The 14,913-nt window shown below is 65.0% G+C and carries 9 protein-coding genes and 1 pseudogene; 6 read left to right on the top strand and 4 right to left on the bottom strand.

The window, feature by feature from the left end:
* Positions 1-72: 72 nt before the first annotated feature.
* Together AC07VL_RS21580 and AC07VL_RS21575 are read right to left on the bottom strand one after the other, a co-directional pair.
* Positions 73-383 (bottom strand): annotated as a pseudogene (locus tag AC07VL_RS21580) (transposase); the annotation flags it as partial.
* 27 nt (positions 384-410) lie between these two features.
* Positions 411-560 (bottom strand): hypothetical protein, encoded by a 150-nt coding sequence (locus AC07VL_RS21575; protein ID WP_494807656.1) that lies wholly within the window; start codon positions 558-560, stop codon positions 411-413.
* Positions 561-601: 41 nt separating this feature from the next.
* Here AC07VL_RS21575 and AC07VL_RS21570 point away from each other — a divergent pair, with 41 nt between their 5' ends.
* On the top strand, positions 602-2,269 hold the full coding sequence (locus tag AC07VL_RS21570) for an eCIS core domain-containing protein (RefSeq protein WP_494807655.1): 1,668 nt from the start codon (positions 602-604) through the stop codon (positions 2,267-2,269).
* Positions 2,270-2,626: 357 nt separating this feature from the next.
* Here AC07VL_RS21570 and recJ read toward each other — a convergent pair whose 3' ends face one another.
* Both recJ and AC07VL_RS21560 read right to left on the bottom strand, forming a co-directional pair.
* Positions 2,627-4,327 carry a single-stranded-DNA-specific exonuclease RecJ gene (gene recJ, locus AC07VL_RS21565; RefSeq protein WP_494807654.1) on the bottom strand — a complete coding sequence of 567 codons (1,701 nt, stop codon included), beginning with the start codon at positions 4,325-4,327 and terminating at the stop codon, positions 2,627-2,629.
* Positions 4,324-5,376, bottom strand: coding sequence for a hypothetical protein (locus tag AC07VL_RS21560; protein WP_494807653.1), 1,053 nt, complete (start codon positions 5,374-5,376; stop codon positions 4,324-4,326). The genes recJ and AC07VL_RS21560 overlap by 4 nt, the downstream gene beginning before the upstream one ends.
* Positions 5,377-5,747: 371 nt before the next feature.
* Between AC07VL_RS21560 and AC07VL_RS21555 the strand changes: the two genes are divergently transcribed.
* The 5 genes from AC07VL_RS21555 to AC07VL_RS21535 all read left to right on the top strand — a co-directional run bounded on the left by AC07VL_RS21555 (position 5,748) and on the right by AC07VL_RS21535 (position 14,910).
* Complete coding sequence (locus AC07VL_RS21555; RefSeq protein WP_494807652.1) at positions 5,748-9,254, top strand: SdrD B-like domain-containing protein; 3,507 nt, start codon at positions 5,748-5,750, stop codon at positions 9,252-9,254.
* Between the two features lie 101 nt (positions 9,255-9,355).
* Positions 9,356-10,030: a PEP-CTERM sorting domain-containing protein gene (locus AC07VL_RS21550; protein WP_494807651.1), complete on the top strand. Its 675-nt coding sequence runs from the start codon at positions 9,356-9,358 to the stop codon at positions 10,028-10,030.
* Between the two features lie 100 nt (positions 10,031-10,130).
* Complete coding sequence (locus tag AC07VL_RS21545; protein WP_494807650.1) at positions 10,131-12,299, top strand: type I secretion system permease/ATPase; 2,169 nt, start codon at positions 10,131-10,133, stop codon at positions 12,297-12,299.
* On the top strand, positions 12,296-13,618 hold the full coding sequence (locus AC07VL_RS21540) for an HlyD family type I secretion periplasmic adaptor subunit (protein WP_494807649.1): 1,323 nt from the start codon (positions 12,296-12,298) through the stop codon (positions 13,616-13,618). The genes AC07VL_RS21545 and AC07VL_RS21540 overlap by 4 nt, the downstream gene beginning before the upstream one ends.
* Positions 13,618-14,910 (top strand): TolC family protein, encoded by a 1,293-nt coding sequence (locus AC07VL_RS21535; protein WP_494807648.1) that lies wholly within the window; start codon positions 13,618-13,620, stop codon positions 14,908-14,910. The genes AC07VL_RS21540 and AC07VL_RS21535 overlap by 1 nt, the downstream gene beginning before the upstream one ends.
* The last annotated feature ends 3 nt before the right edge of the window (positions 14,911-14,913 follow it).

Genomic DNA, 14,913 nt, shown 5'->3' with positions numbered 1-14,913 from the left:
GGGAACAGGTCTCGTGGACGGCACTTTCCTCAGCTTGGCAATGCGCGCAAATCATTGGGTGTGCCGGATCGGCGCGTCCGGCGCCGAATCGCGTGCCAGATCGATGCCAACGAAAGCACGCATGGCTTGGCTGTCGTAGATCGAATCTTCGATACCTTCGTCCGACAAATCAAAGCATTGTAGGGCCACATACATCCGCAACATGCGTGCGATACCGATGGCCGACGACCGGTGCCTTCAACCTTCGGATAGAACGGCTCGACCAGTTGGTGCAGCTTACTCCACGGCGTAACGCTGTCGATCTCAGTAAGGAAACGGTCACGCCGCGTCAGTTTTTTCTTGGCGGCGTATTCGAGGTCAGAGAAGCTCTTTACATGATCGATGACGAGTGGGAACGTGGCGCTATTGCTTCAGGTTGTCGCGCCGGCGGGAACGCGAATGGCGGAATTAATCAGTGCTTCCTTAGCAAGGGCGTCCAGCACGCCGGTATCGTTCCGTTGCATCTCAAAGCCCAAAGAAGCCAGTTTCGTCGAAAACAGGAAAAACAGGGGTATGATCATGCAGTCATATCGATAACGCCACTCATCTGCAAAGGCCACCCATGCAAGCACCACTTCAAGCAAGAAATGACTCTGAAGCCGCCCAAACGGACATTGCCAGGACACAGACGCGGGTACTTGCGGACAAGCGGCCCGAGGCGGTGGCGCAACGTAAACTGGCCGAGATGATGAATAACGGCCCGGATGCGTTGCAGCAGCGGGCGCTAAGCAATGCCATTCACAACAGTCCGCGGATGGTGGCGCAACGTAAATTGGCCGAGATGATGAATAACGGCCCGCATGCGTTGCAGCAGCGGGCGCTAAGCAACGCCATTCACAACAGTCCGCAGATGGTGGCGCAGCGTCATGAAATGAATGCGCTCTTCGGAAGGACGGTGAAACCGCAAGGAGGCAGCGCATTGCCAGCTGAGGCATTGCCGGCGCAGAGCGAAGAAAAAATCAACAACACCGGCTTGCCCAATCAATTGAAATCCGGGTTAGAGTCACTTTCCGGCATGAGCATGAATCATGTAAAAGTGCACTACAACTCGGATATGCCGGCGCAGTTTAAGGCGCATGCTTATGCCCAGGGCGATGAGATTCATCTGGGGGCTGGCCAAGAAAAGCATTTGCCGCATGAGGCTTGGCATGTAGTACAGCAAGCTCAGGGTCGGGTTCGGCCTACTTTGCAGATGAAGGCGGGCGCGGTCAACGATGATCCTTCACTGGAGAACGAGGCCGACATGATGGGAGAGAGAGCCGCGCAGTTCGAGGGCGGCGATGTAGCACGGAACCTAGTGGCAGAGGAACGCGCAGCAGGCGTAGTAACACAGCGTGTCGTCGGTTTCAGTCCAAGAGCGAAAGACCGTGTCGGACGAGCGGCATCCCGCCCCACCGTCCAGCTGACGAGGTACGAACATGATGGCACCCAATGGGTCAGCCAGTCTTCTTCCAGTACCGACACCGATCCCTACCCTGCCCCGAGTGTGGCATATCCGAACGCAAGCCTCGGCGACACCTACGACCAGCAGACGGGCGCCTACAACAGCCCGGTGCGCGATGAACTCACGCGCATTGGCCAGTCGTCAGGCGCGATCGGCTTTTATGACCGGCGCGCCACGACCGGGTATCGCTATGCCTCGGGAAAGCGCCATCAGGGACCCCACTCGCTCGCGCATATTTCCAAGCGCGTCGCCATGGGCGCCATGGAAGGCGTAGGTCGCGACCCGCTGGACCTACTCGGGTCGCGAGCATTTCCGCGCCCCCGGCGCATGAACAAGATGATGCGCGACAGGCTGCGCACGCGCGGCCCCAACTGGGCTGCTGAAACGCGCAAAGAACGCACTCAATATTTGAAGGCCTACCGGCGTGCATACTTCGATGCCACTCGCAAGACAAAGCGTTCAGAGCGACTTAACGCACTACGAAAAGGCATCGAGCTGAATCCGGCCACCGTCAACAATATCGGCCCAGGCACTACGTCAGCGTCGCAGATTGCTGGCAAAGGCGAGAATCGGCAGCGTGGCGCTGAGGATTGGCTGAACTATCTCGATGACGCCGACCCGTCGGCAATGGAAACCATGGATCTATCCGGTGCAACTGCGCTGGAGCAGGAAGAGGCTGAAGGGCAGGTGGGTGCGTTCGGCAACCTGCTGCATCGAGGTTACGCTTCCGAAGACGATGGCGATAGCGAGTCCGATTCCGACATCAGCGATTTGGACGATATGTAGGCTCGTCAGAACGCTGGTGGCTTGAGCCAACAAACGCGCATCCGCCCTGTGCTCTTGAAAGCAGATCCATGGGGTGGAAATCAATTCGCCGAATCGTATCGACGACACTTCTCACAGTGGCCTTGGCCCTTACGACATGGTGCTGCTTTCGGCTGGAGTGGGGGCCGCTTACAGAGCTTCCGCAGTGGTTTCATGCGACATTGCTTCAGGCATAGCGATAAGACCACCGACGTCGCAACACTTGACGCAACCGTAACGAGCGGAAGGAAGAGGTGGCCGAGAAGCGCAACCGTACTTTAGTACGGTGAGCATCGCAGGCGACCTATGCCGACGTGCAGCAGCTTGTGTCAGGTGACACTACACAGGCTCGGCATGCTCCACCATGAGCTGCACCTTGGTCGTGCCATTGTATTCATTCGCATCGAGCCGGAAGGCGACGCGCGTGCGCTCGCCCAGGGCGTCCGTGTGGCCGAACCAGATGGCATCGAAGCGCACGCCGTTCTTTTCCAGCAACAGTTTCAAATGCCGTTCCTTGAGGATGCGCTGGCTGACGACGCGGAATTCATCGCAGAAGACGGGCGGGGCGAAGCCCTGGCCCCACACCTGGCCATCCATCAGCTCGATGAAGGCCGTCGTGTAGTAGGCGTCTTCCAGCGGCCCGTCCGTTTCCACCACGCGTTCGAGCTGCTGGGCGCTGAGCCAGGCCTGGCCCACGGCTTCGAAGGCCTGGGAAAACGCGTCGAAGGCATCGGCGCGGATGGTCAGCCCCGCCGCCATGGCGTGGCCGCCGAATTTGTCGATCAGGCTGGGCGCCCGTTTCGACACGAGGTCGAGCGCGTCGCGCAGGTGGAAGCCGGGGATCGAACGGCCGGAACCCTTGATCCAGCCGTCCGCGCCGGGGGCGAAGGTGATGGTCGGGCGATAAAACTTTTCCTTCAGGCGCGAAGCGACGATGCCGATCACGCCCTGGTGCCAGGAGGCGTCGAAGACGCTGATGGTGCTGCTGTTGGCCGGCTCGAAATCATCGAGGTGCAGCAGGGCCGTATCCTGCATTTCCGCCTCGATTTCGCGGCGTTTCAGGTTGATGTCGTTGAGTTGCTGGGCCAGCGCCCAGGCGCGGCCTTCATCGTCCGTGACCAGGCATTCGATGCCCAACGACATGTCCTGCAGGCGCCCGGCCGCATTCAGGCGCGGCCCCAGGGCAAAGCCCAGGTCGAACGGCGTGGCGCTGCGCGCTTCGCGGCCCGCCACGCGAAAGAGCGCCGCCACGCCCGCGTGCATATTGCCCTTGCGCATGCGTTTCAAGCCTTGCGCGACGAGGATGCGGTTGTTCGTATCGAGGCGCACCACGTCGGCCACCGTGCCCAGCGCCACCAGGTCGAGCAGGCTGTCGAGCTTGGGTTGCGTCTGCGCATCGAAGATGCCGCGCCGGCGCAGCTCGGCGCGCAAGGCCAGCAGCACGTAGAACACGACGCCCACGCCCGCCAGGTGCTTGCTGGGGAAGCCGCAGGCGGGCTGGTTCGGGTTTACGATGACGGCCGCGTCGGGCAGGGTGTCGGCCGGCAGATGGTGGTCGGTGACGACCACCTGGATGCCGCGCCGGTTGGCTTCGGCCACGCCATCGATGCTGGCGATGCCGTTGTCGACGGTGATGATGATATCGGGCGACTTTTCGCGGGCCGTCAGTTCGACGATTTCCGGCGTCAGGCCATAGCCGTACTCGAAGCGGTTGGGCACGATGAAATCGACGTCGGCGCCCATGGCGCGCAAGCCGCGGATGGCCACGGCGCAGGCCGTGGCGCCGTCGCAGTCGTAGTCGGCCACGATGACCATGCGTTTCTTGGCTGCAATGGCGTCGGCCAGGAAGACGCCGGCCGCGCCGATGTGCAGCAGGCCGGACGGCGGTATCAGGTCTTTCGCTTCGATCGACAGTTCTTTCGCGTCGGACAGGCCGCGCGCGGCGTACAGCCGGGCCAGCACGGGGTGGATGCCGCCCTGGCGCAGCAGTTCGGATTCGCGGTAAGGACAGGGGCGGGTGGCGATGCGGGTACGGGTCATGATGCTTTCAACTTGTTCAGGGTCATCGCGCGCCAGAACTTGCGCTGCGCGTTCTTGCTGGTGGTGCAGTCCAGCCAGGCGTCGCGGTGGCTCAGCACCAGGCGCAGCTGCCCCAGGCGGCCATCCTTGAGGGCCGCCAGCAGGGGCGCGAACCAGTCCGCTTCCAGCGCCTGCAGCCGCTGCAGCCACATGCCCCATTCCTGGGCCTGCGCCGCTTCGGTCAGGCCGCCCAGCACGACGATGGCGTCCTGCGGGCTGGCCAGTACACTGCTTGGACCGGCTTCGCGCTGCGCCGGTTCCGCCAGCGCGGCCAGCCAGCCGGGCACGTCCCTGGTATGCAGGCGGGCCGCGCAGCGTGCAGGGTCGCTCGTGGCCACGCTGCCGCCCCAGATCCAGAAGGAATTGATGGGTTTCAAGCCCCGTTCCTCGCGCGCCCCGTTGACGGGATGTTCATGCCACAGCATCTGCACTTCGTTCTGCAGGCGGCGCGCGGCGCGCGCGTGCCCGCCTTCCGGCATCCAGACGGACAGGTCCTGCGTGGTGGCGGCGTCCGGCGAAGCGCACTGCAAGTCGGACCAGGCATCGGCGCGCATGAACCAGGTGCCCGCGTCGCCATATGACAGGGGCTGGCCGATCTCCTCGAAATACGGGGCCGCAATGTCGAACAGGGCGCGCCCGTCCGCTTCGCTCAGCTTGAGCTGGCGCAAGTCTTCCAGGCTGATATGGCTGCGGGAAATGGTCAGGTGGGCTGGATGCAGCAGGAAATAGCGGCCACCCGGCTCGGGCGCCAGGCCGTAGCCGCGCATGGCCTGGGCGGCAAAGGCCGCCTGCGCCGCCGCGCCGCCGGACGCGGGCGCCAGGCCCAGCGCGTGCGCCAGCCACGCTTCGTGCGGCAGCAGGCGGTTGATGTTGTCAAAAAGTTCCAAATGGCTGCCGGATGTGCGCGACAGCAGGGCTGCCAGGGCGGGCGCTTGCAAGACCTTGAGCAGGTCGGCAGCCAGTTCGGCGTTGGGCAGGGCGAAGGGCAGGACGAGGGTAAGTTGATTCATCCCGAGATTGTAGGCGATTGTGGCAGCGGCAGAGAAGGTGCCATGCATATTCAGGGGAGCGGCGGCAACAGGGGGCGTGTCGGTAATGCGCAAATATTATAAAAATTTTATTGTTATTGGTGGAAATCAATTTGCTTTTGCAAATATCGACGATATAATTGCGCTAACTTAAATGTCAGAAAGACAATCACCCCCCGCTGTGTGGTTGCGTCGCTTGGCTCCTGTGTTCCCAGAAACTGCATACAAGGTGCTGCCGGCTTCATTTTTTTAAACAAGTCTCTTCTTGGAAGCCCACCCATGTATACATTCGCCGCTTTGCACGGCCAGGCTGACTGCGCCCTGGCCCCATCCGTCTCCTCCCAGGAGGCCGCATGACCACCTACAATCTGTCGACCACCGTCCACGTCTGCGAAGACACGAACAAGAATTTCGACATCCGCGACCTGCTGATCCAGGCCGGCTACACGGCCCAGGGCGACCTGAACATCAAGGCCTTCAACGTTGTCTTGCCTGACGACACGGAATCGAGCACGAATACGCCGCTGTTCGGCCTGCTCGACGCGGATACCGTCTACGTGCGCCCCGGCGACTGGGCCGCCAACTACAACGGCAGCTTTTCCACCATCGAGGTGACGATCGACAAGGGCAATGGCGACATCGTCCAGCTGGTCCTGCAAGTGGTCATCGACCCCGTCAACGACGCGCCCGATGCGGCCGACAAGACGTTTACCTTGCTTAACGGCAACAACGTGGTGCTGAGCGAAGGCGATTTCGGCTTCCACGACGACGTCGAGCACGACGGCTTCAAATCCATCGTCATCACGAATACGACGACGGCGGGCCAGGTGCTGCTCAACGGCGTGGCCGTGGCGGTGGGCACGGAAGTCTCCATCGACGACATCCGCGCGGGCCACCTCGTCTTCGTGCCCAGCCAGACGGTCGCGGGCGACTTCGACCTCGGTTTCAAGGTGCGCGACGACGGCGGCACGGCTGGCTGCAATGCGCAGGACCTGAGCCTGGTTCCCCATTACCTGACCTTCAAGGTGCCGATGGCGCACCTGGGCGACTTCGTATGGGAAGACAGGAACGCCAACGGCGTGCAGGATGCGGGCGAGGCGGGCATCGCCAACGTGGTGGTGCAGCTGAAGGACACGGCCGGCAACGTGGTGGCCACCACCACGACGGACGCCAGCGGCGGCTACCACTTCGACGTCAACCCGGGCACGTATTCCGTGACGGTGGTGGCGCCGGCCGGCTATGTGCCGACGGCAGCCAACCAGGGCGGCGACGCGGGCAAGGACAGCAATATCGATGCTGCCGGCAAGATGGCGCCCGTGACCCTGGCGCCGGGCGAGACCAACCTGACCCTGGACGCGGGCCTGTACCGCACGGCCGAGCTGGGCGACCGGGTGTGGTTCGATACGAACAAGAATGGCGTGCAGGATGCGGGCGAAGCAGGCGCCGCCGGCGTGAAAGTGACCCTGCTCGATGCGTCGGGCAACGCCGTCGGCAGCCCGCTGGTGACGGACGCCAACGGCAACTACCTGTTCACGAATTTGAAACCGGGCGCCTACAGCGTGCAATTCGACAAGACCACCTTGCCGGCCGGCTATGTCTTCACGGGCCAGGACCAGGGCGGCGACGAGCAGCGCGATTCGGACGCGAATGCCGATGGCCGCACGGCGCAGGTGCTGCTGGCCTCGGGCGACAGCAACCACAGCGTGGATGCCGGCATCGTCGCCCTGCCGGCCACCCTGGGCGACCGCGTATGGCATGACACGAACGCGAACGGCATCCAGGATGCGGGGGAGTCCGGCATCGGCGGCGTCACCGTGCAGCTGAAAAACGCGGCCGGCAGCGTGATCGGTTCGACCGTGACGGATGCCACCGGCTATTACAACTTCAGCGTCGATCCCGGCACGTATTCCATCGCCGTCGTCGCGCCCGCCGGTTACTTGAGCACCGTCAAGGATGCGGGCAGCAATGACGCGCTCGACAGCGACATCAATGCGCTGGGCAATAGCGGCCAGGTGACGGTTGTTGCCGGCCAGAACTACAAGGACCTCGACGCGGGCCTGTACAAGACGGCTTCCATCGGCGACCGCGTCTGGTTCGATGCGAATGGCAACGGCACCCAGGATGCGGGCGAAACGGGCGTGGGCGGCGTGAAAGTCAACCTGTACAACGGCAACGGCGCCGTCGTCGCCAGCGCCACCACGGATGCGAACGGCAACTATCTGTTCAGCAACCTGGTGCCGGGCAACTATTACCTGGGCTTCGTGCCGCCGGCCGGCTATGGCTTCACCAAGGCGGATATCGGCGGCTATGCCACGGATTCCGATGTCAATCCGGCCACGGGCTTCACCACCGCCATGGCCGTGTTGAAATCGGGCGACGCGCAGCTGGACTGGGATGCGGGCCTGGTCAAGCTCAACACGGCGTCCATCGGCGACCGCGTATGGGAAGACAATAACTACAACGGCGTGCAGGATGCGGGCGAACTGGGCGTGGCGGGCGTGAAAGTCAACCTGCTCAATGCCGGCAACCAGGTCATCGCCACGACGACGACAAATGCCAGCGGCAACTACCTGTTCAGCGAACTGGCGGCCGGCAGCTACAGGGTGGAAGTCATCCGTCCATCGGGCTTCTATTACACCAAGGCGAATGTCGGCAATGACGCCACGGATTCCGACGTCGATGTCAGCACGGGGCGCTCGGCCCTGATCAACCTGGCCGCCGGCCAAAACGACATGAGCTGGGACGCGGGCATCTACCGCAAGGCCAGCCTGGGCGACAAGGTGTGGCGCGACGCCGACCATGACGGCGTGCAGGATGCCAACGAGGCGGGCATCGCCAACATCAAGGTGCAGCTGTACTCGGGCAGCGGCGTGCTGCTGGCCACCACCTACACGAATGCCAATGGCAATTACCTGTTCAGCAACCTCGATCCGGGCAGCTATTCGCTCAAATTCGACAAGTCGGGCGTGTACCACGCGGGCTACGCCATGGATACGTGGCGCTGGGGCGCGAAGAACGTGGGCACGAACGACAACATCGATTCGGACGTCAACAGCAATGGCACGACGGCCAACGTGGTCTACACGGACATATTGAAACTGGCATCGGGCCAGAACGACATGAGCTGGGATGCGGCCATCACGCCCATCGTCATCGACTTGAACGGTGACGGCGTACACACGATCGCCCGCGCCGACTTCCACGGCAGCTTCGACCTGCTGGGCACGGGCAGCGCCATCCAGACGGGCTGGGTTTCGGCCCAGGACGGCTTGCTGGCCATCGACAGCAATGGAAATGGCAAGATCGACAACATCTCCGAGTTGTTCGGCGGCAACGAGAAGGGCACGGGCTTTGCCAAGCTGTCCAGCTATGACTCGAACGGCGACGGCGTGGTCGATGCGAAGGACGAGCATTTCGCGGAACTGCGCATCTGGCGCGACGCCAACAGCAATGGCGTGACGGACGAGGGCGAGCTGATGTCCCTGCACGACGCCGGCGTGGCGAGCCTGACGGTGAGCTACACGGCACTGCCTTTCCTCGACGCCAACAGCAATCTGCACCTGGAGCGCAGCAGCGCCACCCTGGCAGACGGCAAGACGGTCGACATGACGGACGTGTATTTCAACGTCGACGCCAAGGATGCGGCCGCCGCCGGCGTGCACCTGCCCAGCATGGCCGACCTGCTGCGCGACGACAGCACGCTCGACGTGGTACTGGGCCAGGATGGCACGGTGACGTCCGTTGCCGCCGCGCCAGCGGCCGCCCCGGCCGCGGAAGTCCAGGCCCAGTGCGACATGGCCGAAGTCCTGCGCCGCGCCATGGCCCACGCAACGACCCAGCCCCAGGAAATGGCTGCCTGATGTCCCGTACCAGGCCGCAACCGCGCCTGGCACCGCTGCCGGCCCCTGCCTCAGGGTGCCGGCGCCTTTCGATACTTACTATAAATATTTAGGGAAACACAATGAAAAAATCTATGCACCTGATCGTCCGCGGCACCCTGGCGGCCGCTGCCTTTGCCATGGCCAGCAGCAGCGCCGTGGCGGCCGGTTCCAAACTGACCGTCGACGATTTCTATGGCGTGCCCCTGTTTACGGCGGCCGGCGGCGCCTTCGGCAGCGGCAATGCCATCACCCCTTCCGTCTGGCAAGTCAGCTACGACAGCAACAGTTTCCTGGCGTTTTGCCTGGACCCGCACGTCGCCCTGAACAGCGCGTCGAACAGCTACAGCAGCGGCGCCTTTGCCGCCAGCGACGCCGTCAAGCGCCTGTATGAAGGCTTTTACACCTCGTCGGTAGCGAATGCGGCCAGCAACGCGAATGGCGCGGCCGCCTTCCAGCTGGCTCTGTGGGAATTAAATAATGACAACACCAACCTGCTGACGGGCGACCTGCGCTTCAAGAACCTGAGCAATGCCGTCGTCAGCCAGGCCAACACCATGCTGGGCGTGGCCACGGGCAATGGCACCATCCAGAACCTCTACAGCTATACGAGCTTGACCAGCGTCAATCCTGCCTCGCAAACCCTGCTTACCGTGTCGCCCGTGCCGGAAGCGCAGACCTGGGCCATGCTGGTGGCGGGCCTGGGCTTGCTGGGCTGCATGGCGCGCCGCCGCAAGGGCGCCGCCGCGCCCGTTTAACGCCCATTTAATTTTCGTTCATCGCTCATCGCGCAAGCGATAGCGTGCCCGCTGCGGCGCGCCCGACCGGCGCGCCGCAGCGTTTTATTGTGAATCCATCATGACCCCACCTTCCGACATTTCCCGCGCCGCTGCCGGCATGCCTCCCAATGCCATCGCCGAGGCCATCGTCTTCCTGGCGCGCCTGTTCGGCGTGGCCGTGCAGGCCGAGCGCCTGCGCGCCAGCGTGGCGGCCCAGGCCGATCCGGCCACCGCCGATGCCCTCGGCCAGGCGCTGGCGCACGCCACCCTGGCCGGCACCGCGTTGCCGATAGATAAGCCACGCCGCCCCACGGAAATGCCGGCCCTGCTGCTCAACGGGGAAGGGCAGGTGCTGGTGGTGCTGGCCATGGCCGATGGCCGGTATGAGTGCCACGTGCCCGGCATCGAAGGCAGTTCCTGGTTTGACGGGGCTGCGCTGGCGCAGGAAGTGCCCGAGGGGCGCTGGGTGGCCGTGCGTCCCGTGATGTTCTACGACCAGCGCAGCCTCCTTTACAGCATGCCGGTGGCGGGGCGCTGGTTCTGGGACGTCTTCAACCGCAACCGCTGGATCTTCCGCTGGGCCTTGCTGGGCACCCTGGTGCTCAATGTCATCGGCGCGCTGGTGCCGTTCTACGCCATGGCCGTGTATGACCGCGTGATCCCGAACAATGCCACGGCCAGCCTGTGGGTGCTGACCATCGCCGTGGTGGCGCTGACGGGCTTCGAGCTGGCCATGCGCCTGCTGCGCGGCGAACTGGTGGAAACGGCGTCGCGCCGCATGGACGTGGCGCTGTCGTCGAACATCTTTGCCCAGTGCCTGCGCCTGCGCGCGGCCAGCCGGCCCGCTTCCGGGGGGACTTTGGCCAATACCGTGCGCGATTTTGAATCCGTGCGCGAATTCTTTGCCTCCACCACCCTGACGACCCTGGGCGACTTGCCCTTTTTACTGCTGTTCTTGCTCGTCATCGCCCTGGTGGGCGGCTGGCTGGTGCTCGTGCCCCTGGTGGCCATCCCCATTCTGCTGCTGGTCGCCTTCGCCTCGCGCGCGGCCCTGGCGCGCCACGTGGCCGCCTCGATGCAGGAAAGCGCGCAGCGCACGGCGCACCTGTTTGAAACCATGAATGGCCTCGACACCATCAAGGCGCTGGGCGCCGAAGCGTGGAGCCGGCGCAAATGGGAAAGCCTGACGGTGGCCATCGCCGCCAACAGCGTCGAGACGCGCGAAATCGTCAGCCGCGTCAATTACATCAACACGGCCATGCTGGCGCTGTCCGGCGTGGCCGTGGTGGCCACGGGCGCCTTGTTGATGGGCGAACACCTGCTGACACTGGGCCAGATCATCGCCGTGAGCATGCTGACGGGCCGCGCCCTGGCGCCCGTGAGCCAGATCGCGGGCCTGATCATGCGCTGGGAACAGACCAAATTGTCCTACCACGCGCTGAACAAGATCATGGAAGCGCCCACGGACGACGACGCGGCCAGCCTGCAGGCGCCGCCCCTGTCCGGGCGCATCGAGTTCCGCGACGTGGGCTTTGCCTACCCGAACTCGCCGCCGCTGCTCGATAAGCTCAACCTGCACATCCGCCCGGGCGAACGGGTCGGCGTGATCGGCAAGCTCGGCTCCGGCAAGAGCACCTTGCTGCGCCTGCTGCTGAACCAGTACGGCCCGCAGGCCGGCAGCGTGCTGTTCGACGACCTGGCCAGCACCCAGCTGGACCCCCTGAGCCTGCGCCGCCAGATCGGCTACGTGCCGCAGGACGTGACCCTGTTCCATGGCACCCTGCGCGAAAACATCGAGCTGGGACGCAGCCAGCCCGACGACGGGCACCTGCTCGACGCCATCCGCCTGGCCTGCCTGGACGACATCATCACCCAGCTGCCCAATGGGGTGGCGACGGAAGTGGGCGAGCGGGGCGAGCGCCTGTCCGGCGGCCAGCGGCAAGCCGTGGCCATGGCCCGCGCCTTGCTGGCGAAGCCGCCCATGCTGCTGCTCGATGAACCGAGCAGCATGTTCGACCCGGCCACGGAGCAGCGGCTGATCGCCCGCCTGCGGACATTGCAGGATACGACCATCGTGCTCGTCACCCACCGCATGGCCATGCTGGCGCTGGTGGACCGGCTGATCGTCTTCGACAAGGGGCGCATCGTCGCCGACGGTCCCCGCGACGAGGTCATGCGCGTCTTGAACAGCCAGGCCGCCAGGCCTGCCGCCGCCAGCGCCGTGGTGGAACAGGGAGCGGCGGCATGAGCGCCGTGAACGCCCCCAACGCCCGCCCTCTGCCGGCGGCCCACCCGGACCCGGAACGCGAACCGCAGCGCATCGTCATCCGCATGCTGGCCTTGACGTCCGTGCTGCTGGTGCTGGCGCTGGCCTGGGCCATGTTCGCCCAGCTCGACGTGTCCGTGAATGGCCGGGGCGCCATCACGCCGCCGTCGCACCTGCAGGAAGTGCAAAGCCTGGAAGGGGGCATCGTGCGCGAGATGCTGGTGAAACCGGGCCAGCGCGTGCGCCGCGGCGACTTGCTGCTGCGCCTGGACACGGCCCAGTATGACGCCAACCTGGGCGCCAGCGTGCAGAATCGGCTGGCCGCGCTGGCGGGCAGGGCGCGCCTGGACGCGCTGCTGTCCGGCGGCACGCCCCAGTTTGCGCCGGAATGGCAGCAAGAGGCGCCCGAGCTGATCGCCAAGGAAACGCAGCTGTGGCGCGACGGCCAGCGCGAATTCGCTTCTGCCACGGCGGCCGCGCGCGAAGGCGTGACGCGCCGTCGCGGCGAGCTGGCCGAGGCGCACGGCCGCATCGCCCAGCTGGACACGGGCTTGAAAATCGCCCTGGAAAGCCTGTCCATCGAAGAGAGGCTCTTCAAAGAGGGGGCCGGTTCGCGCGGCGACTATCTGAATGCGCAGCAGCGCGTGCAGCAGCAGCGCACGGAACTCGACAGCCTGCGCACCTCCGTGCCGCGCCTGACGGCCACGCTGGCCGAGGCGCAGGCGCAGGCAGGCGAAGTGGAAGCGCGCATGCGCGGCCAGTGGGGCGCCCAGCGCAGCGAGTATGAAACCAAGGCGGGCGCCCTGGCCAGCACGGTGAAAGGCCAGCAGGACCAGGTGAGCCGGCGCGACGTGACGGCGCCCGTCGACGGCGTCGTCAACCGCGTGCTGGTGGCCACCGTGGGCGGCGTGGCGCAGCCGGGTAAACCTATCCTGGAAATCGTGCCGGCCGACTCGGAAATGCTCATTTCCGTGCGCGTGAAGCCGTCGGACATCGGCTTCATCCATGTGGGACAGAGCGCTTCGGCGAATGTGCTGGCGTACGACGCCACCACCTACGGCCGCATGCAGGCGCAGGTGGTGCGCGTGGGGGCGGACGCGATTCCCGACGAACGCAACGAGCCGTACTTCGAGGTGCAGCTGAGTACCGACCGCAGCCAGCTGACGGCGCACGGCAAGGTGCTGCCCATCACGCCCGGCATGCCCGTCGACGTGGGCATCCTGACGGGGCGCCGCTCGGTGCTGCAATATGTGTTCAAGCCCGTGCTGCGCGGCTTGCAGTCTTCCCTGCAGGAGCGGTGATGCGTGCCTATTTGATCTGTATCATGTTCGCCTGCGCGAACACGGTGGCGCAGTCCGCGCCGCCGGCCACCTTTCAGGCCCAGTCCATGCGCGGCTTGCCGGCCCTGCTGGCGCGCGCCGTGCCGCGCGATCCGCAGGTGGTGGCCGCGCAGGCGGCGCTGGCCGCCACCGAGGCGCGCTATAGGCAGGCCCGTTCGCGCCTGTTTCCGACTGCGGCGCTGCAGGCGACGCGGGGGCGCAGCAATGACCTCGATGGCACCCTGGAGGTCGAGCGCCGCACGCACCAGGTGGAAGCGAGCGTGCGCTGGAACGTCTACAACGGCGGCGCCGACCGCGCCGAACTCGATGCGGCCGAGCGCGAGATGGCGGGCGCCGCCTTCGACGTGGAGCGGGCGCGCGCGGAAAGCGCGGAAAAGCTGGCCGAAGCGTATTTCGACATGCAGCGCTTGGAACGCGGCCTGCAGCAGTCGCAGGAGCGTTTGCGCGACGTGACGCAGCTGGTGCGGCAGGTAACGCGCCAGGCGGAACTGGGCAAATCGTCGGAAGTGGACCGCGAACTGGCGCAAAGTTCGCAGCTGGACGCGGAACTGGTGCACGATGGCTTGCTGACGGACCAGCAGGCGGCGCGCATCAAGCTCGATGCGCTGGCCTTCGAGCCGGTGGCGCAGTTTGCCGATTTCGCCTTCGCGCCGCTGCCGGCGCAGGCGCTGGAGAATGCCGACACGCAGCAGGCGCAGTTGCGCGCCGCGCGCGAGCGGGCGGCGGCGGCCCAGCTGCGCGTGCGCGGCGTGGCGGCCACCCTGGCCCCTAAAATCGATCTGAATGTCAGCCATCTCCTGAATAACAAGACCACGCCGCCGCCGTCGACGATACAGCAGCGGGGCTGGTCGGTGGGCGTCTCCTGGGAAATCCCGCTGGGCGGAGGCAGCCTGGCGCAGCGCGACGAAAGCATCAGCCGCGCCCAGGCGGCCGAGGCGGACGTCGCGCGCGCCGAGCAGGGCACGCGCGCCGACCTGGCCAGCATGCTGCCGCGCATCGCCAATGCGCAGCGCACCCTGGCCCTGCTCGACGAGCAGGAAAAGAAGATGGCCTTCGTCGTGCGCGGCGGGACCATCCAGTACGAAGCGGGGCGGCGCAACCTGCAGCAGATCATCCAGACGCGCGACACGTATTTCACGATACAGCAGCGGCGCATCGACCAGCTGCACCGTCTGACCCTGGCGCAGATGCGGCAATATGCGCTGGCGGGGCAGCTGTTGCGGGTTTTCGGCCTGGCGCAGGAGGCAAAATAGGGC

The organism is Janthinobacterium sp. GW821-FHT03C08, from assembly GCF_059420905.1.
Note: the sequence above shows the minus strand (reverse complement) of the source record. Positions and strands in the feature narration are given on the sequence as shown.

What these genes read in the sequence shown, in the direction of transcription:
- AC07VL_RS21570 (WP_494807655.1), top strand. Translation starts at nt 602, where the DNA reads ATGCAAGCACCACTTCAAGCAAGAAATGACTCTGAAGCCGCCCAAACG.
- AC07VL_RS21555 (WP_494807652.1), top strand. Translation starts at nt 5,748, where the DNA reads ATGACCACCTACAATCTGTCGACCACCGTCCACGTCTGCGAAGACACG.
- AC07VL_RS21540 (WP_494807649.1), top strand. Translation starts at nt 12,296, where the DNA reads ATGAGCGCCGTGAACGCCCCCAACGCCCGCCCTCTGCCGGCGGCCCAC.
- AC07VL_RS21550 (WP_494807651.1), top strand. Translation starts at nt 9,356, where the DNA reads ATGAAAAAATCTATGCACCTGATCGTCCGCGGCACCCTGGCGGCCGCT.
- AC07VL_RS21575 (WP_494807656.1), bottom strand. Translation starts at nt 560, where the DNA reads ATGATCATACCCCTGTTTTTCCTGTTTTCGACGAAACTGGCTTCTTTG.
- AC07VL_RS21535 (WP_494807648.1), top strand. Translation starts at nt 13,618, where the DNA reads ATGCGTGCCTATTTGATCTGTATCATGTTCGCCTGCGCGAACACGGTG.
- AC07VL_RS21545 (WP_494807650.1), top strand. Translation starts at nt 10,131, where the DNA reads ATGACCCCACCTTCCGACATTTCCCGCGCCGCTGCCGGCATGCCTCCC.
- recJ (WP_494807654.1), bottom strand. Translation starts at nt 4,327, where the DNA reads ATGACCCGTACCCGCATCGCCACCCGCCCCTGTCCTTACCGCGAATCC.
- AC07VL_RS21560 (WP_494807653.1), bottom strand. Translation starts at nt 5,376, where the DNA reads ATGAATCAACTTACCCTCGTCCTGCCCTTCGCCCTGCCCAACGCCGAA.